The 20,946-nt window shown below is 53.6% G+C and carries 11 protein-coding genes; 6 read left to right on the top strand and 5 right to left on the bottom strand.

The genetic code is table 11. The annotated features are described in order from the left end of the window. Positions 1-35: 35 nt before the first annotated feature. From malQ to AC5DDB_RS00180, 6 genes are all read left to right on the top strand, one after another. Positions 36-2,243 carry a 4-alpha-glucanotransferase gene (malQ, locus tag AC5DDB_RS00205; RefSeq protein WP_491737646.1) on the top strand — a complete coding sequence of 736 codons (2,208 nt, stop codon included), beginning with the start codon at positions 36-38 and terminating at the stop codon, positions 2,241-2,243. A gap of 30 nt (positions 2,244-2,273) precedes the next feature. Then, positions 2,274-4,205 (top strand): 1,4-alpha-glucan branching protein GlgB, encoded by a 1,932-nt coding sequence (glgB, locus tag AC5DDB_RS00200; protein WP_491737645.1) that lies wholly within the window; start codon positions 2,274-2,276, stop codon positions 4,203-4,205. A 59-nt stretch (positions 4,206-4,264) separates the two neighbouring features. Continuing rightward, positions 4,265-6,178: a malto-oligosyltrehalose trehalohydrolase gene (gene treZ, locus AC5DDB_RS00195; RefSeq protein ID WP_491737644.1), complete on the top strand. Its 1,914-nt coding sequence runs from the start codon at positions 4,265-4,267 to the stop codon at positions 6,176-6,178. A 62-nt stretch (positions 6,179-6,240) separates the two neighbouring features. Next, positions 6,241-8,688, top strand: a complete 2,448-nt coding sequence (locus AC5DDB_RS00190; RefSeq protein WP_491737643.1) for a DUF3536 domain-containing protein — start codon at positions 6,241-6,243, stop codon at positions 8,686-8,688. Beyond that, on the top strand, positions 8,685-11,597 hold the full coding sequence (treY, locus tag AC5DDB_RS00185) for a malto-oligosyltrehalose synthase (protein WP_491737642.1): 2,913 nt from the start codon (positions 8,685-8,687) through the stop codon (positions 11,595-11,597). The genes AC5DDB_RS00190 and treY overlap by 4 nt, the downstream gene beginning before the upstream one ends. Before the next feature lie 120 nt (positions 11,598-11,717). After that, entirely contained in the window at positions 11,718-15,935 is a 4,218-nt protein-coding gene (locus AC5DDB_RS00180) for an MG2 domain-containing protein (protein ID WP_491737641.1), read from the top strand. 35 nt (positions 15,936-15,970) lie between these two features. Here the strand turns inward: AC5DDB_RS00180 and AC5DDB_RS00175 are convergent, their stop codons facing one another. Genes AC5DDB_RS00175 through AC5DDB_RS00155 form a run of 5 tightly spaced genes read right to left on the bottom strand, consistent with a single transcriptional unit; the run spans position 15,971 to position 20,929 of the window. Further along, the gene (locus tag AC5DDB_RS00175) at positions 15,971-17,062 is read right to left on the bottom strand and encodes a hypothetical protein (protein ID WP_491737640.1); all 1,092 of its coding nucleotides are present in this window, start codon (positions 17,060-17,062) and stop codon (positions 15,971-15,973) included. A gap of 32 nt (positions 17,063-17,094) precedes the next feature. After that, on the bottom strand, positions 17,095-18,744 hold the full coding sequence (locus AC5DDB_RS00170) for an FAD-dependent oxidoreductase (RefSeq protein WP_491737639.1): 1,650 nt from the start codon (positions 18,742-18,744) through the stop codon (positions 17,095-17,097). 59 nt (positions 18,745-18,803) lie between these two features. Next, a complete protein-coding gene (locus tag AC5DDB_RS00165) occupies positions 18,804-20,366 on the bottom strand; it encodes a polyamine aminopropyltransferase (RefSeq protein WP_491737638.1) in 1,563 nt (520 codons plus the stop codon). 59 nt (positions 20,367-20,425) lie between these two features. Continuing rightward, positions 20,426-20,725: a DUF350 domain-containing protein gene (locus tag AC5DDB_RS00160; protein WP_491737637.1), complete on the bottom strand. Its 300-nt coding sequence runs from the start codon at positions 20,723-20,725 to the stop codon at positions 20,426-20,428. Positions 20,726-20,731: 6 nt separating this feature from the next. Further along, positions 20,732-20,929, bottom strand: coding sequence for a hypothetical protein (locus AC5DDB_RS00155; RefSeq protein ID WP_491737636.1), 198 nt, complete (start codon positions 20,927-20,929; stop codon positions 20,732-20,734). Positions 20,930-20,946: the final 17 nt, after the last annotated feature.

Here is a 20,946-nt window from a genome sequence, read left to right as displayed (position 1 = left end):
ACGGATTTTTCCCGACTTATTTTGCGACTCTTTGCATGTCCACCTCAAAAACACCGCTCGCCGAACGACCTGTCTTGGAACAACTCGCCGCCATCTTCGGCGTGCAACTTTCCTATATGGACGTCGGCGGAGAGATACAACATGTTTCCGAGAAGTCGCTGTTGGCGGTTCTGAACGCTCTTGGTGCGCAGGTCGCCACGTCCGAAGATGCGGTGCCATTGCTGGCGGAAAAACGACGCAAACTCGCAGAGCAAGGTCTGCCAACGGTCACGGTCGTTTGGGAGAACGAACCACTGAAAGCACGGTTCACTTTGCCAGAATCGTTGCTCGAAAAGACCGCTCGTGTGACGATCATCACCGAGTTCGAGAAAACGATTTTGGACACGGTCGAACTTTCGACGTTGGCTCCAAGAGATGTGAACTGGAGTCAGGACCCCGACTTCTACGACGATACGCTTCCGGATGGGTATGCTGCGCGAACATTGGTGCTCGATATCGACCTTCCGTTCGGCTATCACAACTTGCATCTCAAGGTCGACGATCACACATGGACCACGCAAATCATTCACGCACCGCAAAAATGTTTTGCACCAACTGACCGCCCGGATGCCAAGAAGTCCCATGTGTGGGGTGTGTTTTTGCCGGTCTATTCTTTGATCACCAAGGACTTCTGGGGAGCCGGAGCATTTTCCGATTTGGAACGAATGGCGGAATGGTCGGGTGGGCATGGTGGAGGAATGACGGGGTCCCTTCCCCTGCTCTCCAGTTACCTCGATGACCCTTGTGATCCCAGTCCGTATGCGCCGGTCAGTCGATTGTTTTGGAATGAGATTTACCTCGATATTCCTGCAATTCCCGACTATCAGGAATGTCCCGAAGCGAAAGCGCTTGTTGAGTCGCCAGCCTTTCAAGACCGCCTGCAAACGCTTCGCGAGGCGGAACTCGTCGACTACCGAGAGCTGATGGCCCTCAAGCGGGAAGTGCTAGAGATTTTGGCCGAGAAGGTATTCCGAGAAGAAGGCGAACGTTACAAGGAACTGATGCAACGACGGGAGTCGCATGTTCTGCTTGATGACTATGCCCGATTTCGTGCCACTCAGGAAACCACACGGAAGTCTTGGACGGATTGGGACGAGGCACAACGCAATGGGCATCTGAGCGAAGCGGACTACGATGAAAAACGCTTCCGCTATCACCTTTATGCTCAATTTGTGGCGACCGAGCAGTTGGCTCATCTTTCCGTTGCCGCGGAAGCAACCGGCACGGGGTTGTACCTCGATTTGCCGCTTGGTGTGCGGCCGGATGGTTACGACGTTTGGCGTTGTCAACATGTGTATGCGAATGGTGCCCACATTGGCGCACCGCCCGACATGATGTTTACCAAAGGCCAAAACTGGGGATTTGCGCCGCAGCATCCGGAACGTCTCCGCGACGAATGTTATCGCCATGTCCGCGACTATCTGCATCACCATATGCAGTTTTCCCGGCAACTGCGAATTGATCATGTAATGTGTCTGCATCGACTGTACTGGATTCCCGAGGGGGTTCCGGCTTCGGATGGGGCCTATGTGCGTTATCGACCGGAGGAGTGGTATGCAGTATTGGCGGTCGAGTCACATCGGCACGAAGCATGTGTGATCGGTGAGAATCTGGGAACCGTGCCACCGGGAGTCAACGAGGCTCTCGAACGACACGGCGTGGCTCAGATGTTTGTGCTGCAGTACCAACTACAAAGCAATCAAGAAGACTTGATCGGTCGTGTGCCTGCTGGGTGCATCACATGTATCAACACGCATGATATGCCACCTTTCGCCGCTTGGTGGGAGGGGGAAGATATCTTGGACCGTCATGATCTCGGCCTCATCGATGCAGAGACAGTCACCCGCGAACAACACGAACGAGAGGACTTGAAACTCCAACTCGTGCGGTGGATGCGAGGCAAACGACCGATCCCCGAACCGGCTTGGCCGGACGACGATGCTAGCGTAAGTGCTGCCGAGGTCATTCAAGCGTTGCACGAGTTCTTTGCTGCAAGTCCGGCGGAGTTTCTCATCATCAACCAAGAAGACTTGTTTCTCGAAACCAAACCCCAAAACGTGCCGGGAACCACCGGCGATGTTCGCCCCAACTGGCGACGGCGTGCCCGACGCTCATTCGAAGAGTTCTCGAACGATCCGGCGATCGCTGAATCCCTCAGACGGATCGACCATCTGCGAGCGACACAAGCACCGCTCAATCAGTAATTATTTAAGGAATGACCGGCGAAGGAAATCATGAGTTCAACCACAACCGCCACCCCCGTACGTTACGATGTATCGTTGCTGTCCGATGATGACATCCACCTCTTCAATGAAGGCACGCACCTCGATCTTGACGAGAAACTCGGTGCCCACCTCATCGAACACAAAGGTGTCTCCGGCGTCTATTTCGCGGTGTGGGCGCCCGATGCGAAAAGCGTCTCCGTGGTCGGAATGTTCAACGATTGGAACAAAACCAGCCATGAACTTCGCCCGCGTGGAAGTTCCGGAATTTGGGAAGGCTTCATCGCCGGCGTCGGTAACGGCACACTCTACAAGTACCACATCGAGTCACGCGTCAACGACTACAAAGTTGACAAAGCCGACCCATTCGGCACGTTCTTCGAAGTCGCACCGAAGACGGCGTCCATCGTCTGGGACTTGTCGTACGAATGGAATGACGACGAGTATCTTCAGTATCGTGGCGGTCGGAATTCGTTGACGGCACCGATGTCGATCTACGAAGTCCACCTGGGCTCGTGGAAACGGGTCGCGGAAGATGGTTGGCGTTCGCTGAGTTATCGAGAGTTAGCCGACCAACTTTCTGAGCACTGCAAGAAACTGAACTTTACCCATGTCGAGTTCATGCCCGCCGTCGAGCACCCGTTCTTCGGCTCTTGGGGATACCAGGGCACGGGGTATTACGCGCCGACCAGTCGGTACGGCACGCCGCAAGACTTCAAATACCTGGTCGATACGCTACATCAAAATGGAATTGGCGTAATTCTCGACTGGGTGCCGTCACACTTCCCGAATGACGAACATGGCCTGGGTTACTTCGACGGTACCCACCTCTACGAACATGCCGACCCCCGTCAGGGTTTCCATCCGGATTGGAAATCGTACATTTTCAATTTTGGACGTAACGAGGTTCGAAGCTTCCTGCTCTCAAACGCCATTTTCTGGCTCAAGGAATACCACATCGACGCGTTGCGTGTTGATGCCGTCGCCAGCATGCTTTACTTGGATTACTCTCGCAAAGAAGGCGAATGGATTCCCAACGAGTTCGGCGGCCGGGAAAATCTCGAAGCGATCAGCTTCCTGCGACAACTCAATCGCAGCGTCTACGAACGGTTCCCGGATACGCAGACGATTGCGGAGGAATCGACGGCTTGGCCGATGGTCTCTCGACCGGCTCACCTGGGTGGTCTGGGCTTCGGGATGAAGTGGGACATGGGCTGGATGCACGACACGCTGCGGTATTTGGATCACGAACCGATTCACCGCAAGTATCATCATGGCGAGTTGACGTTCCGCACGGTTTACGCCTTCAATGAAAATTACGTCATGCCGCTTTCGCATGACGAAGTCGTACACGGCAAAGGTTCGTTGCTTGGCAAAATGCCCGGCGATGACTGGCAGAAGTTTGCTAACCTTCGTTTGCTATACGGCTACATGTATGCACAGCCGGGCAAGAAGTTGTTGTTCATGGGGGCGGAAGTTGGTCAATGGAGCGAATGGCAACATGACGGACAAGTTCAATGGGATTTGCTCGCACAGACCGAACACGCTGGTATTCAGCGGTGGGTGAGTTCGCTCAACGGGTACTACCGAGGCGAACCGGCGTTGCATGAACTGGATTGTGAACCACAGGGTTTCGAATGGATCGATGCGAACGATTCACAGTGCAGCGTCTTGAGTTTTCTGCGGAAGGGAAGTCAGCCGGAAGATCAAGTCGTCGTGGTTGCGAACTTCACACCCGTCCCGCGTTATGACTATCGCGTCGGGGTCCCGAAAGCTGGATTTTGGCAAGAGATCCTCAATAGCGATGCAACCGAACACGGCGGGAGCGGACACGGCAATCTGGGCGGCGTGGAATCGGCTCGCATTCCTTATCATGGCCGCTCGAACTCAATCAACTTGACCTTGCCGCCTTTGGGAATTGTTTTTCTGAAGTGGCAAGCGTAGAAATCTGCGACTTCTAGTTTCCATTTTTTCCAAGATCGAATGCGATTTTGAGACCCAGCATGGCCGACTCCAATACCCCGCCCGCTCATCCGACTTATCCGCCCTCCATCGGTGCTCTACGCCAAACAGACGGCCGAGTCACGTTTCGAGTATGGGCACCGAAGGCTGAATCCGTTGATTTGCATCTTGTCGCCAACGTTGATGGTGAAGATCGATTTTTGCCAATGCAGCCAGAACCACGGGGGTACTTTTTTCTGGATGTTCCTGACCTCGAAGTCGGTACGAAGTACTTCTTTCGGCTCGATGGACAAGATTCGTGGCCCGATCCGCTCAGCCGTTGGCAACCTGATGGCGTGCACAAACCGTCCGGTGTCGCTTCACGCGAATTTGCATGGACGGACCAGCATTGGCATGGGCTTCCGCTGACAAACTACATCACCTACGAACTGCACGTCGGGACGTTTTCGCCCGAAGGAACGTTCGATGGTGCGATTGCCTACCTAGATGATTTGGTCGATCTGGGTATTACCGCGGTGGAATTACTACCGATCAGTCAGTTCCCCGGAGCACGGAACTGGGGATATGACGGCGTCCATCCTTCCGCCGCACAGAACACCTACGGCGGACCGGACGGTCTCAAACGCCTGGTCAATGCCTGTCATGAACGTGGTCTCGCGGTAATTCTGGATGTCGTTTACAACCATATTGGGCCGGAGGGGAATTATCTCAGCCTGTTCGGCCACTACTTCACTGACAAATACGGGACGCCTTGGGGCGAGGCGTTGAACTTCGACGACAACTATGCCGACGAAGTCCGGCGATTCTTCATCGAAAGTGCCCTCTACTGGATCGGCGAATGTCATATTGATGCCCTCCGACTCGACGCCGTTCACGCCATTTTCGATAACTCCGCCTATCCATTTCTGCAAGAACTCGGCGATGCGTGTCACCTCGAAGGACAGCGACTGAACCGTCAGGTCCACTTGATCGCAGAAAGCAGTTTGAACGACAAACGATTGTGCAGTCCGCAAAGCGTGGGTGGTTTCGGACTCGATGGCCAATGGTCGGACGAATTGCATCACGGCTTACACACCACGCTGCTGCCCGAACGCGCCGGTTACTATGCCGACTTTGACGGCTTCGAAGATTTGCTGCTCTCGCTGCAGAATGGTTTCGTGTACGACGGTGTGTACGCGCCGCATCGAGCTCGACGCTATGGCAACAGGCCCGATCAACTTTCGCCCGAGCAATTCACGGTCTTCTCGCAAAATCACGACCAAGTCGGGAACCGGATGCTTGGCGAACGATTGAAGGAGCTGACGAGTTTCGAAGCCGCCAAGTTGCTTGCGGGGGTGGTCCTGTTATCGCCCTACTCGCCGATGTTGTTCATGGGCGAAGAATACGGCGATCCAGCACCGTTCCAGTTTTTCGTCAGTCATACCGATCCGGGGTTGGTCGAGGCAGTCCGAGAAGGACGGAAAGCCGAGTTCGCAAGTTTTCGTTGGCAGGAAGAACCGCCCGATCCACAATCGGAAGACACGTTCAACCGTTCGAAACTCAATCACGGACTCAAATCGCAGGGCGAACATGCGGTGATGCTAGAGTTCTACAAAACGCTCATTCGGCTGCGAAAAGGGCATCCCGCATTGATGTTTCCGGCTCGCGACCGCATGAACTATTCCGCCGTCTCGCCGCATTCGGTCATCCGTGAGCACGTCTGGACAGATCACCGCGAACTCTTAGCCGTGTTTTCGTTTGAGTCGGATACGGTCGAAACGAATATTCCTATCCCTGAAGGCAATTGGACTGTCGAATTGAATTCGGCAGAGAATCGATGGAATGGTCCGCAAACGGACTCGCTACCTTCGCAGATCGATTCATCTGGAACGTATGCTTTGAAACTGCCGGCTTACTCGTTTGTGGTGCTGACACGAGATCGTCCGGCCATCTCTCCGGCAGCACCGGTTCGCTAGATTTTGGGGGCCGCAGTCTCGCGACTTGGGCTGCCGGCTTGCTCTGTTCAAAGACGGAATTCATGCGTCGATATCTTTGTATTCATGGTCACTTCTATCAACCGCCACGCGAGAATCCGTGGTTGGAAACGATCGAGGTGCAAGACTCGGCGTATCCGTTCCATGATTGGAACGAGCGGATCACGTCGGAATGTTACGAACCCAATGCATTCTCGCGGATCTTGGATGCTGATGGCTATATCTCGCAGCTGACCAATAACTATTCGCGGATCAGCTTTAACTTTGGGCCGACATTGCTTAGCTGGATGGAACGGTCTAGTCCGAATGTGTATCGGGCATTGCTTGAGGCCGACAAGGAAAGTCAGAAACGCTTCGATGGGCATGGTTCGGCTGTTGCACAGGTCTACAATCATATCATCATGCCGCTGGCGAATCACCGCGATAAAGTCACGCAGATTCGCTGGGGAATTGCCGACTTCCGTTACCGATTCGGTCGCAATCCCGAAGGCATGTGGCTCGCAGAAACCGCGGTTGATCTCGAAACGCTGACGATACTCCAAGAACACGGAATTCGGTACACGATTCTCTCGCCGTACCAAGCTGGTCGTGTCAAGATGCGACCGAGTGCGGCCTGGGAAGATGTGACCGGCGCGAAAGTCGACCCGACAACACCGTATTACCAGACGCTGCCCAACGGCAAGAAAATCGCATTGTTCTTCTACGATGCACCAATCTCACAGGGTATTGCGTTCGAAGGCGTACTGAAACGTGGTGAGGACTTTGCGCAGCGTTTGCTGGGAGCGTTCTCGTCGAATCGGTCATGGCCACAGATGGTGCATATCGCGACGGATGGCGAGACGTACGGGCATCATCATCGTTTTGGCGAAATGGCACTCGCGTACGCCTTGCAGTACATCGAAGATCGACCGGATGTCGAGCTATCGAACTATGGCCAATACTTGGCACTCCACGATCGACTGCCAGAAGTCGATATCTTGGAAAACACGGCTTGGAGTTGTGCGCACGGCGTGGGGCGTTGGTGTCGAGATTGCGGTTGCAACACTGGTCGTGGCGGAACCCATCAACGCTGGCGGGGACCGTTGCGAGACGCCCTCGACTGGATTCGCGACCGGTTCATTGATCGCTGCGAATCGTTCGGCAAAAAACTTCTGAAAGATATCTGGGCGGCACGCGACGCCTACATCGATGTCATTTTAAATCGGTCTGACGCAAGAATCGAAGAATTCCTTTCTGAACATTGTGTACGACCACTATCGCGAGAGGAAAAAGGCGACGTCCTCAAGCTGATGGAACTGCAACGTCATACACAGTTGATGTATACAAGTTGCGGCTGGTTTTTCGATGAGATATCTGGCATCGAAACCGTCCAGATCATGCAGTACGCCGAACGCGCAATTCAGATCGCAGAAGACTTGTTCGACGATCGCGAAGCATCCCCCGGTTTTCAGAAGCGACTGGCCGAAGCGCCCAGCAACGATCCGGAACTCAAAGACGGTGGCCATATTTATGCCGAGCAAGTGGTGCCGACGCGGGTCAATCTGAAAACGGTAGCGGCCCACCATGCGGCAGCATCCTTATTTCAGGAAGACCCGGATTGCGATTGTCCCGATCCGGTTGATCTCACCGCAGAGAATCCGAGCGAGATCGATGCCTACATTGTGGATCGTGAAGAGTACCATCAACGATCGACTGGGCGATCACGGACATGCTGGGGCCGACTCAAAGTCGTCAGTCGACTGACGTATGATACTCAGACATTGTCGTTCGCGTGTTTCCACTTTGGCGACCAAAACCTCATTGGCGGCGTTCGGCTAGCGAATTCCGAAGCCGATCACGAGACGGAAATTCAATTGAGACAGGCCGTCGCCCGAGCGGATGTGCCTCGCGTGATTCGCTTGATTGAATCAGCGTTTCCGGGTGAACAGTTCTCACTGCGGAATCTGTTCCGTGATGAGCAACGTCGCATCCTCGATCGTCTCCTGAGTCGATCGCTTAGTACCATCGAAGAAATGAACTGGCACGCGTTTCACAACTTTGACCCGCTAATCCACTTCCTGACCGACCAAGCCGTGCCTGTCCCCGCAGCGTTTCGCGCAGTGGCGGATATCGTCATCAATGCGGAGATTCGGAAAGCGCTCAAGACACAACCCGACGCGGAGCACATCGAACGTCTGATCGACAAAGCTTCCACATGGCAAACCCGATTGGATCGTCTCGGGTTAGCTAAGGAACTTGAAGAGCGAATCGACTTGGCGATGCAGTTATTAGAGAACACACCCAACGACGCGGAAGCCTTTGACCGATTGGATTCCGTGGTCGACCTAGCTCGGCGTTTGCCGTTTGATGTGAATTTGACCTCGGTTCAAAACCGATTTTTTCAGTTTTTAACCAGCCAGCGAGGGCGATCCGATCGTGCGACGACCGAGTCCACATGGGAACCCCAATACTCCGCATTGGCTGAGAAACTTTCCCTACGCGTGCCTCAATGAGCCAATCCGAACGCCCGTACGCTACATACCGATTGCAATTTAACGCGAGTTTTCGCTTCGAAGACGCGCAAAAATTGATTCCCTATTTCAGTCGGCTAGGTGTCACACACGCCTACAGTTCACCATTGTTGCGGGCCCGACAAGAAAGCACCCACGGTTACGACGTGGTCGATCCGCGGTCGGTCAATCCGAACATCGGAGACGAAACCGCGTTCCGTAACTTCGTGAAAACCCTCCATGCCCACGGAATGGGGTTGGTTCTCGATATTGTTCCGAATCATATGGCGGCATGCGGGGAGAATCCGTACTGGGAGCATGTGCTAACCTACGGAATTAGCTCGCCCCATGCGCGATGGTTCGATATCGATTGGCGAATGCCCCACTCCGAGTTGTGGGGCCGTGTGCTCGTTCCGGTGCTCGGGGAACCCTTGCGGCGGGTACTCGCCCAAGATCAGCTGAGCGTGTTTTGGGATCAGGGACGGTTTCGTGTCCGTTATTGGGAAAACACCTATCCGATCGACCCGGCCACTGTGCCGATGATTTTACGATTCGGATTGCCGGAGTTGGAAAAGCAGTTTCCTGATGGTCACACGGCGTTGACGGAAATCCATGCCGTGCTCGATCAACTTGATGCTCTGCCAACTCGTAATGAACGTGGCAAACGACACGTCGAGCTTTCATTGGATGACACAGAAGACTTGCTCTCGCAACTCGCGCAGATCATTGTCATGTCTCCCGCGATCCAAACGTGGGCCGTACAAAGTGCGGAGCAGTTTGGAGCCGGCGAAGAAGGTCAGAAACGGCTTCGTGCCCTACTGCATGCCCAGAATTATCGACTTGTGTATTGGCGACGAGCGGCTCGCATTCTGAATTATCGCCGGTTCTTCGATATCAACGACTTGATTTCGATCCGTCAAGAAGACCCGGAAGTTTTCGACGATACCCATACGCTGATCGCCCGCTGGATTTCCGAAGGTTTGCTCGATGGAATCCGAATCGATCACATCGATGGCCTTCGCGACCCGTTGCGATACCTGGAACGCTTACGAGACCTCATCAACGAACAGGCACCAAACGATACCTCGATCCCGGTTTGGGTCGAGAAAATTGTTGCACACAATGAAGTCCTACCGGCGGATTGGCCGAGTGCCGGAACGACAGGTTACGAATCGCTCAACCAAACCGAGGCTCTGTTTATTACGCCGGAAGGTTATCAATCGATCGAGGAACGATACCGGCGGATGTTCGGCCGACCTGTGCATTTCGAGCAGGTTGCAACTTGGGGCAAACGACGAATCTTGAAAGCCGACCTGTCCGCTTTCGTGGGTCGTCTCGCCGATATTCTACATCGCCTAGCTCAAGCGAAGCCCGAACGTGCCAGTCTGCGAGAAAAGGAACTCGTCGAGGCGTTAGTCGAGTTCTGCGTCGCGCTTCCGTGTTATCGTACCTATATCAACCCCGATCATACCGAACTGAGTGAGCACGACCGCTGGGCGATTCAAGTCGCTATTCAGGGCGCAGAGAAACGACAACGAGCCTCGCGAGAAAGTTTGGAATTTCTCAATGAATTCCTCGTTGGTAATCCCTCCGAGATGACCGAACATGATCGCAACGAGCGGCTGCATTTCATTGAACGGCTTCAACAATTGACCGGCCCGGCCACGGCGAAAGGAATTGAGGACACGGCGTTATATGCATACGTTCCGCTGGTCTCGCGTAATGAGGTGGGTGGCGAACCTGATACCGATCTACATCAGGCCGTCGAGAACTTTCATGCGGGGAACGAGTACCGCGTCGAATCGGCACCGCGTGCGATTTTGTGTGTCACCACGCACGACACAAAGCGAACTGCCGACGTACGAGCCCGACTCGATGTGCTTTCCGAGTGGCCCAAGATCTGGACTGCACGCGTGACGAAATGGCGAGATCTGAATCGTTCCCGTCGATCACGTGTGAGGGAGAAGACCGCACCCGACCCCGCCGCCGAATACATGTTCTATCAGAACCTCATCGGAATCTGGCCGGTGACGACAACGGAAGACGGGCCGGTCCCCATTTCTCACCCGGACGTCATCGAGTTCCTCCGAGAGCGGTTGGAGGAATACATGCTCAAGGCCGTTCGCGAGGCAAAAGTTCGCACGAGTTGGACCGATGGGAACTCAGAGTTTGAATCCGTGCTGGTCGAGTTTATTCGTGGTGCAATGGGTGGAAAGGACGAGAATTCGCGTCTGTTCCTCGAAGACGTTCAATCGTTCGTGCAACGGATCGCTCGGCCTGGGTTCTGGAATTCGCTTTCGCGAACGCTGTTCCAATTTACGTCGCCGGGAACGCCGGACCTTTACCAAGGCGACGAACTCTGGAATTTCGCATTAGTAGACCCGGATAACCGTCGTGAGGTGGATTACGAACTTCGCAAAGGATTGCTAGACGAGTTGGTCACGCGGTTCGAAAGCTCTGTGGAGTCTCGACAGGAACTCCTCCGAGAAATGGTCGAGCATCCAGAAGACGGGCGGATCAAACTGCACACGATTCGTGAGGCTCTTAGCGTCAGACGGCAGTTTCCAGAGTTGTTCTTGGAAAGCGAGTATCATCGGCTGACATTTGAAGGTCCTCAATCCGAGCACCTTGTCGGATTTGCTCGAGTTCAAGGTTCCGAAGCTGCAATCTCGATTGCACCACGCTGGACGACCGGCATCATCAGTGACTGGAAGAACGCGCCGGTAGGCGACGCGGTTTGGCAAGATACACGGGTAATGCTTCCGACATCGCTCGCCGGGAAACAGCTCGACTCGATGTACACTCGTGCCCAATTGGTCGTCGCGGATGACGGCTCTCTACGGGCGTCTGAAGTCTTCGCCGAGTTTCCGGTTGGGTTGTTCGTGATTCCCAGTTCTAACGAGAACACCTAAACCAGAAATCATTTGGAAACTTTTTGGGAACTCCTTGCGGTCTTCCTCGTCCCAATCCAGCAAGGACGGCAACGCGTCTTGTCGTCGATGGATTTCGAGTGAACCGTGAGGAACTTTCCCATGCCGGTCGTTGCATCTAAACGCCTTCGCCTAGCCGCGTATTTGAGCGGTGGCCTACTGCTGACTTCCGTCCTATGCCTCGTTGGCCCCCGTCTGAGCGGTGCCGACAATGCAGAAGAAGCACCGCCCGATGGTGACGCCGGGAAAATCATCAAGCCGGTCACTCTCGGCGGAGACGAACGCTACCTGACTCATCTCTCGACAGACAAGCCGATTTATCGGGCCGATGAGAAAGTCTATCTCCGGGGCGTTCTGCTCGAAGCCCACTCACGAAAACCGGCGAGCAAGCGTTTCGTGGCCGAGGCGACAATTGAGATTTTGGGACCGAAAGGCGACGTGGTTTCGACCGCCACGACGAACACAGAAGACAGCATTCTCGGTTTCGCCTGGACGATTCCGACAGGACAAGCCGGTGGAGAGTATACGGCGAAAGTGAGTTACCCGTGGCTCGGTCTTCCCCCGGCTGAGCGAAAGTTCGATATTCGGGCTTATCGTGCACCTCGGTTGAAGAGTCAAATCGAGTTCATCCGCGATGGATACGGGCCTGGCGACAAGGTCTCGGCGAGCGTCAAAGTCGAGCGGGCGGAGGGAGGAATCCCCGTCGATGCGAAAGTAACGGTTCGCGTCTTGGTCGATGGACAACCCGTACACGAGGCGAAAACCGTTGTCGATCCAAACGGAATCGCGACGGCTCAGTTCGATCTGCCTACAGAAATGGATCGGGGCGAAGGGACTTTGACATTTACGATCGAAGACGGTGGCGTCGTCGATACCGCTGCTAAGTCCATTCCCATCTTACTACAGACCGTCGATGTGAACTTCTACCCCGAAGGTGGCGATCTGGTCGCGGGTATTCCAAATCGGGTGTATGTCTCAGCCAAAACGCCTGTCCAAAAACCGGCTGATATCACAGGAGAAATCCTCGATTCCTCCGGGAATGTTGTCGGTCAGTTTGAAACGGTTCACGAAGGGCGTGGCCGAGTCGAGTTGACTCCCAAGCAAGGTGAAACCTACGCCTTACGAATCGCAAAACCGAGTGGAATTGATAAAACGTTTCCCCTACCGAAAGTCCACGATGACGGCGTCACATTACAAACACAGAAAAATGTCGTTCCCACCGACCAGAACGTGCCCGTTGTGATTCGAAGTTCGAAGCCACGCGGACTCAAAGTTTTGCTAAGACAACGCGAACAACTCATTCTCGAAAAGTCGGTCGACGCGAAAGCTGGTGAGGCTCTTGCCCTGGATCTAGACGCGAAGGATGCTTCCGGTGTGTTGGTTGTGACAGTCGAAGATAACGATGGCACACCATTAGCCGAGCGACTTGTATTCCGGAAACCAAAGGCCGGACTCAAAGTCGAAATTCGGGCCGACAAAGAACAATATACACCCGGCGGCAAGGCCAACCTGACCGTTCAGACAACAGACGCAGATGGCAACCCGGTTTCTGCAGTCGTCGGACTAACAGTCACAGACGACAGTGTGCTGGAGATGTTAGAAACTCGCGACCAACCGCCCCGCCTCCCGGTAATGGCAATTTTCGAGTCACACGTTCAAGACCTCGCGGATGCCCATATCTATCTTGATGAAAGCGATCCAATTTCGGAGTCTGCCGTCGATTTGCTATTGGCGACTCAGGGATGGCGACGGTTTGCTTTCTACAATTCCTCGACGCTAATTGAGGAACATGGTGACGATGCAAGACGTCTGCTAGCGTTGACCATTCCGGCACCTCGTCCAATGTTCCGTTTCCGTGCACTTGGCGGTATCGGTGGTGGCGCGGAGGTTGACGCGTTTGCGATTCCAGAAGCTGAAGCACCGCTAGCCGTCGAAGCAGCGCCGGCGGACAATCTGAAATTCGCCGAAGAAGGAGCCGTAGAACCCGCTGCGCTGGAAGATAAGCCAGAAAAGAAAATGCCGGCGGAACGAGTTCCTGCCGGATTCGCTGACGAAGATCGAATTGAACAAGCCCAGAAGCCAGGACAACAAAACCTCGGGAAAGCCATAGCGGCCAACAAGGAAGCCCGCGACCAAGCGAGACTCTTCCAACAAGCCGGCGGATTCGGAGTCGCCGGCCGATTGGCAGGACCTTTTCTCGTCGTCCGTGAGTATGCACACGAAGTTCGCCCGAATCGACAACCGGGCGAACGCACGGATTTCACCGAAACACTCTATTGGCACGCGGGTATTCGGACCGACGCAAAGACGGGAGAGGCCAAGGTTTCGTTCGACCTCAGCGATGCGGTCACGAGTTTTCAAGTCGCTGCAGATGCCTTCGATGCGTCTGGGAATCTCCATTCTGCCACCGAACAAATTCAGTCGGTCGAGCCGTTCTATGTAGAACCGAAGTTACCGTTGGAAGTCACGACCGGAGACAAAGTTCTGCTCCCGCTAGGGGTGGTCAACTCGACAAGCGATCCACTCTCGAATGCAAGCCTGACTATCAACGGCAAAGGATTCGTGTCGAACGAACTACAGCCATTTGAACTCGGACCGAATGAGCGAATCCGCCAGTTGCTGTCGCTCGAAATCGGTTCACTGAATGGATTGTCGGAACTGGTCATCGCCTCGAACGCTGGCCCATACCGAGATCAAGTCACCAGACCGTTAGTGATCGTTCCGCAGGGGTTCCCAGTGGAACTTGCCTATGGCGGAATGTTGTATGCCGATGAATCAGTCTCTCACGAAATCGAAATTACTGACTCAGTCGTTCCTGGTAGTTTGACGGCTAAGGTCGTAGTGTTCCCGACACCGATGGCCAATTTAACTGCCGCACTGGAACGACTGATTCAGGAACCTTATGGCTGTTTCGAGCAGACAAGTTCCACCACCTATCCGCTTGTCATGGCTGCACAGTATTTTCAGTCGCATGCAGGTGTGGATCCCGACTTAATTGAACGTAGTCAAACGATGTTGGCGAAAGGATATGACCGACTGATTGGGTTTGAATGTAAGAGTGGCGGATTCGAATGGTTCGGCGAAGACCCCGGTCATGAAGCTCTGACCGCATACGGACTATTAGAGTTCTCGGATATGGCAAAAGTCCGAGACGTGGATTCCGCCATGCTAACGCGATCTCGAGATTGGCTAATGAGTCGACGAGATGGGCAAGGTCACTTTATTCGCGAACGTCGGGCATTGCACACTTGGTTAGCTGACCAGGATGTATCCGATGCTTACATCACATGGGCTCTTTTAAGTGCGGGCATGACAGGGCTTGACAAAGAAATTGCCACTGTCGAACGTGATGCGGCTTCAAACGACAATAGCTACGTCGTTGCACTAGCAGCTAACGTGCTAGTCTTAGCCGAGAAGAAGGACGCTGCCCAATCTCTGCTTGACAAACTTGTGACGCTGCAAGCAATTGACGGTTCCATCAATGGTGCTAGCAAGTCGATCGTCGGTAGCGGTGGAGAGGCATTGAAAATCGAGGCGACCGCACTTGCAGTGTTGGCATGGTTGAGCGACCCGGACTACATTGACTTTGCGGATAAAGGTTTCAAATACCTGACGAGCGTCTGTGAAGGCGGACGATACGGGAATACGCAATCGACAGTCCTTGCACTCAAGGCGATTGTTGAGTTCGACAAAGCCCGTGCGAAACCAAAAGCTGATGGCAAACTGCAGTTGCTCGTTGATGAAAAGCCATTTGGCGAGCCAGTCACGTTTACGAAAGACACGCGTGGCGAAATTGCTCTGCCAGATTTCGCGGCTAAACTCGGTTCGGGGAAACACACGGTTGCAGTTCAGATGGCTGATGGTTCTAGCATGCCTTATGCTATCTCTATCAAGTTCAACGAAGTACAACCGCGATCTTCCGTGGAAAGTCCGCTTGAACTGAAGACGACTCTCAGCCAAAAGGAACTTCAAGAAGGGGCCGCAGCGGAAGTCAAAGTTCGTTGTGAGAACACTTCTGAAGAAACAGTGCCAACGCCAGTGGCTATCGTCGGACTGCCCGGCGGATTCGAGGTGCGTCACGACCAACTGAAAGAACTCGTCAAAGCGAAAAAGATTGCCGCGTATGAAGTACGTGGCCGAGAAGTCATTCTCTATTGGCGAGCGATGGAAGCTGGCGAAGTCATTGAACTTGGTTTGTCATGCATCGCTGCAATTCCCGGAACATACACGGGGCCGGCAAGTCGAATCTATCCTTATTACTCAGACGACCAAAAGTTCTGGGTGAAACCGATAACATCGACGATTAAACCGATCGACTAGTTTTTCAATGGTTTCCGGTTTTGAAGTCCTCAGTCTTAATCGCTGGGGACTTCTTTTTTTTGCGGAAGGTTCTGTAGAGCCGATGAAAACTCGGGGTTCCGTCTACGTTTCCAAATGAAGCCGTCTAAGACGTAATGTGTGATCTGAGGCACGGCGAGCAATGGAACTATATAATCGTGCCAGTGTTCCATTGGCCACGCTGGTCCGAAAAGCCAGTCTCGCTGCTGCCAAACGCTTCGGTCCCAAACGAGTTCTTCGATATAGGCGAATAACCAAATGGTGGCTAGAAAAATCAATAGTTGTTGTAGGCCGGTTCGTTGTTGTGATGTGCGACGATTGGTCTGCCAATACCAATAGACTAATGCAAGATACGGAACACCGTGGATGATCACATTCGTAACCGTGAAGGCATAGTCTGAATTAAAAGTCACTATGCCAACATACCAGCACACGGCCGTAGTCAGTACAACAAGATCTTTGCCGGGGTTTGGTTTGTCGGTGTACCAACACCAAATCGATCGGCCGGCATAAACAACTAGACTAAACCAGTAGATTGGTCTCAGGGTTCTCTCGACAATGATAGGGACCGTCAAGAAGTTGTCAGGCAGAAACCATGCATAGTTTCTTGGCTGGTGTGCGTGCCAATAGACCAAAGGATAAATCGTAGCTAGATAGATGGCAGTCGTGTCAATTCGTCTCGTCCATCGATCATGTTCTTTGCCTTTCGCACGATATAAAGCAACCCAGCCATACTGTTGCCGGATGAAGTGGAACACGGCTAGATATGCAAGAAGTCTCCAGAAAACGGTTGGCCCCCAAGTTCGATGGATCATAACACCGACGAGGAATGCTAGAACTGGTACTCCGATATATAGTCGCCAACGCCGACTAAGTTCTTGCGGCGTGAAGTAGACGCGAAATGCAGTGGAGTAGACATGAGCGACATCGACTAACAAGATCGCTGGGACCCACGCCCAATCGGGCGTGTCCGCATGAAGGACGCCAGTCTGCGAACCAATCACCAAGAGCATCAAAGAGACAATCGCACTGCCTAGGAAAACACTCAGATCGATTGCAGGCGAGAAAAGCCACGGATAACGATGTCGGTCGAGTTCGGTCGTAGACATGGAGTCAATCGATGTCGGGAAGTGTTCGACGTTTAAGTTTTGGCGGAATTTCGAAGCGTTTGGAACACCCAGTCTGCCGCTCGATTGCCTTGATCAAATGCTTCTTCAAAAAGCGCAACGCCGGATAAATCAGAATGCGCGAACGCGACTCCACGGTAAGGTTTTCCGGCGGCTTTTCGTTCCGGGCCCCAAATCATGCCAGGTGTGGGTTGAACCATCGCGTGTCCCCATCGCATGATGTCGACTCGTGTGACGAGACGACGTATGTCGGGATGTGCTCGCTCCAAGTCGCTCAGAGCAGCATCGGCCCAAGCCTCTCGGCCTTCATTAAGCAACTTATGTCTGGCAGCGTTTGTTTCTGCGTCGCAGAGTGGAAGATACCACGTGAACACGGTCGGCCCATAGTCACGCATGGCCTGATGGGTGGCGACGACATAACCAAGCGACGGACTATCCGTGATGACATTGTCCCAAGAAAGTGGGTAATCGTGGTCGCTTGTCGATGGCCGCTCTCGGAGAAAAACATTCGCGACGACCCAGGAACTATATTGAAAGGCCTTAATGTGTGGAGGGGCTTCCTTCTGCCAATCACGAATCATGTAAGGCGTCAAGAACTGCGGCGTCGCTAGGATGACTCGACGGGCGCGAATACCGATAGCCTGATCGCCTTTCGATGCCACGGCAACCACCTTGACTGGTCCGTCGGGATCGCTCGAATCCGGGATAATCTCGGAGACGAGCCAACCGGTTTCGAGGTTTGATCGAACCCGATTCCGGAGATGATCGACGAATCGCCCGTTGCCTTCCGGCCAGGTGATAAACGGCTGAGTGGAGGCGTCGGCATTAGGCAAACGCGCCGCAAAGTAGAATAAACCGGCCCAGGCACTTGTCTGTTCGCAACGCAAACCATAATCGTCACGACAACAATAGTCGACCAGCCAGTGGAGTTTGCGTGAAGTCAGGCGGTGCTCTTTAAGCCAATCCGACATTGAAAGCCGATCGAGCTTGGTAATGTTCGGATCGTCGGAGCAAGATGAGATCGGCAGACCAAAGGCGCGACGTCCGGCTGCATCTCGATAATCCGCCAATTGACCAACAAGTTGGCGGAATCGGTTGTATTGCTCCCGGTCCGAAGGGGTTTCATCCGCACGCACGTAAAGCCCTTCGTACCATGCACCCTTGTAGAAGACTCGCTCCTGAGGAGTTCGACACAGACAGTGCTCGGCCACAATGGGGGCACCCTCCGGTGTTCGACCTTCAACAACTCCCATTTCGTCGAGTAAGTCGATCAAGTCGGGATTATCGGCGGTGGGTGCGGGTAAATAGTGGGCACCCCAGGGAAATCGAAAACTTCCTTTTTGACCACTCCGTGACGTGCCACCTGCGACCGCTTCAAGTTCAAGGATTTGAAAATCATCGATGCCATGCTGCTGAAGTCGCCTGGCGGCAGATAGACCGGCAATTCCCGCTCCGACGATAACGACTTCGCGATCCGTCCAGCGATCGGGGGGAACTTCAACTCGAGTTCGGTTTCGGAGACGGTGTCCAACATCCGCGGCGGCTCCGACTAACTCACCCGGCGGCAATGTGAGTCGAGACGGTTGCGAATCACAACCACTCAATGCCAGCGGCAATCCGATGGCTGATGCTAGGAACTCCCGGCGAGTTGACCAATTCTGCATAGACACACTGATTGATTAGCAATCCATCGATCAAGAACAAAAGTCGAACTGAGTGTGGTTCAATACCGCTCGTAGTATTGGACGAGCATTTGATTATCGAGCCGATTGATCTCTGTATCTAGTCGACTCATGTCACGTGGAAAAAGAAACATGCTGCCGAGAATGTCGTCATTCATGTATTTTAGCGAGATATCTTGATCGAGTTGACGTGGAACCGGGAATTGTTGCAATTTCGCGAGTCCAAATCCCCAGACACCGAATGAAGGAACGGCAATGTGATAAGGATGCGTTTCAAACCCGGCGGCTTCGAGGGTGTTCTGAATACACCAAAACGATTTGCGTGCGAAGAGCGGCGAAGTGGCTTGTAAGGCAACCACGGACTCCGGTGTGAGGCGACGCCCAAGCAGCCGGTAGAATCGGCTGGTGTACAACTTCCCAAGGGCGAAGTTATTGGGGTCTGGGAAGTCGATAATCACGACATCGTATTGGTCGGAATCTTCTTCGATCCAAACCATCGCGTCATGATTGATGACCTGGGTTCGCCGATCCTGTAAGGCCAAATGATTGAGCTTGGCCAGCGGTGGAAAGTTCGTTGCAAGGTCGGTCATCCGGGGGTCGAGATCGACTAATGTGAGTGACTCGACATCATCGTATTTCAAGACTTCTCGGGCGGCTAAACCATCGCCACCGCCAAGAATCAGAACGTGACGATGGCTGTTCGCTGCCGACATGGCCGGGTGCACAAGAGCCTCGTGGTAACGATATTCGTCCCGGGAGTTGAATTGCAATTTGCCATCGAGGAACAATTGGACCCGCGTTGTGCTTTGCGTCACTACGATTCGCTGGTAGTTCGTGGTTTCCGAAAACACGATCGGATCTTGGTAAACGACTTCTTCCGCAAGGTCCGTGAGTTTTCCAGCAAAGACAAACGCGGCCACTAGCAAGACCAAGGTCAGGATCCCGCGAATTCGCAATCCGGTGATACCGCTGGAGAGCACTGGCCGGAGCAACCAAGTGCCCCAAAAACCGACAAGCCCGTTGAGGATTCCGAACACGAGCGACGTGCGTGCCAATCCCAGATTAGGAACTAGTAGCAAGGGAAATAACAACGAACCTGCGAGTGCCCCGATGTAGTCGTAGGTCAGGACACGGGCCACGAGTGCTTTGAAGTCGAGGCTTTCGCGTAATATCCGCATCAGTAGCGGAAGCTCCAGACCTACCAATGTGCCGATGACGAACACAAGCCCGTAGAGAATCGGCTGAAACAAGGCGACTTTCGCGTAGGCGATAAACAGGATGGGAGCCGACAATCCGCCGATCAATGCGACGGCGAACTCCACCTCGATAAAACAGCGGGCCAGTGATTTTTCGATCCAACCCGAAAGCCAGGCACCGCAGCCCATTGCCGAGAGGTACAACCCGATACAGATCGAAAACTGCGTGACAGAATCTCCGAGCAAGTAACTCGCGAGGGTTCCGGCAACGAGTTCATAGACGAGACCACAGGTCGCGATTATGAACACATTCAGGAACAACAACGGAGCATGCACGCTGCCGGTTGGTGTCGGGGAATCATCGTCTTCGACTTCATCCGATGCGTCGGAATCCGCGAGCATTGTCATAACGCATCGATTGTCATCGAGGTTGAAACTTGTCTTCCCATTGGTTTCGCGTTGGAGCGTCAGCCGTGGATTGCCGCTGCGAGGATTAGCGCGATCCCAAGGATCATCGAGCCGATGATAATTCCAAGGGACGTGTTTTGATCCTCCTCGATTTCCTTACGAATCGAGAATGGCGAAAGCTTGACGATTAACCAAAGGCAGATGGCGAACATAATGACGCCGATCGTCGTGAAGACCAATGCCGAGATGATGAGGGGAACCAGAGTTTCCATTTGCGATCCGGCTGTTGAAATAGGAATTTCGGTTGTTTCGTTCTCAGCGGCTAGCAACGAGCCTGCGAAGTGAATCCAGCTATTCATGGGTGTCTATTTTCCTCCTCCGAAACCGCCACCACCGCCGTAAAACCATCCACCACCGGAAGACCGCCCCGACGAAGACGAATACGTGCGGGGAGAATCACTCAACTTGTTCTTACCAAATTCGATTCCGGAAATAGCAAACGCGGCGTAAGTTAAAATACAGAACCCGCCTACGGCGGCGTAAATCTTCGAAAGTAACGTCATCCTGATACCTCGTTGAG

This window comes from Thalassoroseus sp. (genome assembly GCF_984380535.1).
This window is presented reverse-complemented; position numbering and strand designations above follow the sequence as displayed.

What these genes read in the sequence shown, in the direction of transcription:
- malQ (WP_491737646.1), top strand. Translation starts at nt 36, where the DNA reads ATGTCCACCTCAAAAACACCGCTCGCCGAACGACCTGTCTTGGAACAA.
- glgB (WP_491737645.1), top strand. Translation starts at nt 2,274, where the DNA reads ATGAGTTCAACCACAACCGCCACCCCCGTACGTTACGATGTATCGTTG.
- treZ (WP_491737644.1), top strand. Translation starts at nt 4,265, where the DNA reads ATGGCCGACTCCAATACCCCGCCCGCTCATCCGACTTATCCGCCCTCC.
- AC5DDB_RS00190 (WP_491737643.1), top strand. Translation starts at nt 6,241, where the DNA reads ATGCGTCGATATCTTTGTATTCATGGTCACTTCTATCAACCGCCACGC.
- treY (WP_491737642.1), top strand. Translation starts at nt 8,685, where the DNA reads ATGAGCCAATCCGAACGCCCGTACGCTACATACCGATTGCAATTTAAC.
- AC5DDB_RS00180 (WP_491737641.1), top strand. Translation starts at nt 11,718, where the DNA reads ATGCCGGTCGTTGCATCTAAACGCCTTCGCCTAGCCGCGTATTTGAGC.
- AC5DDB_RS00175 (WP_491737640.1), bottom strand. Translation starts at nt 17,062, where the DNA reads ATGTCTACGACCGAACTCGACCGACATCGTTATCCGTGGCTTTTCTCG.
- AC5DDB_RS00170 (WP_491737639.1), bottom strand. Translation starts at nt 18,744, where the DNA reads ATGCAGAATTGGTCAACTCGCCGGGAGTTCCTAGCATCAGCCATCGGA.
- AC5DDB_RS00165 (WP_491737638.1), bottom strand. Translation starts at nt 20,366, where the DNA reads ATGACAATGCTCGCGGATTCCGACGCATCGGATGAAGTCGAAGACGAT.
- AC5DDB_RS00160 (WP_491737637.1), bottom strand. Translation starts at nt 20,725, where the DNA reads ATGAATAGCTGGATTCACTTCGCAGGCTCGTTGCTAGCCGCTGAGAAC.
- AC5DDB_RS00155 (WP_491737636.1), bottom strand. Translation starts at nt 20,929, where the DNA reads ATGACGTTACTTTCGAAGATTTACGCCGCCGTAGGCGGGTTCTGTATT.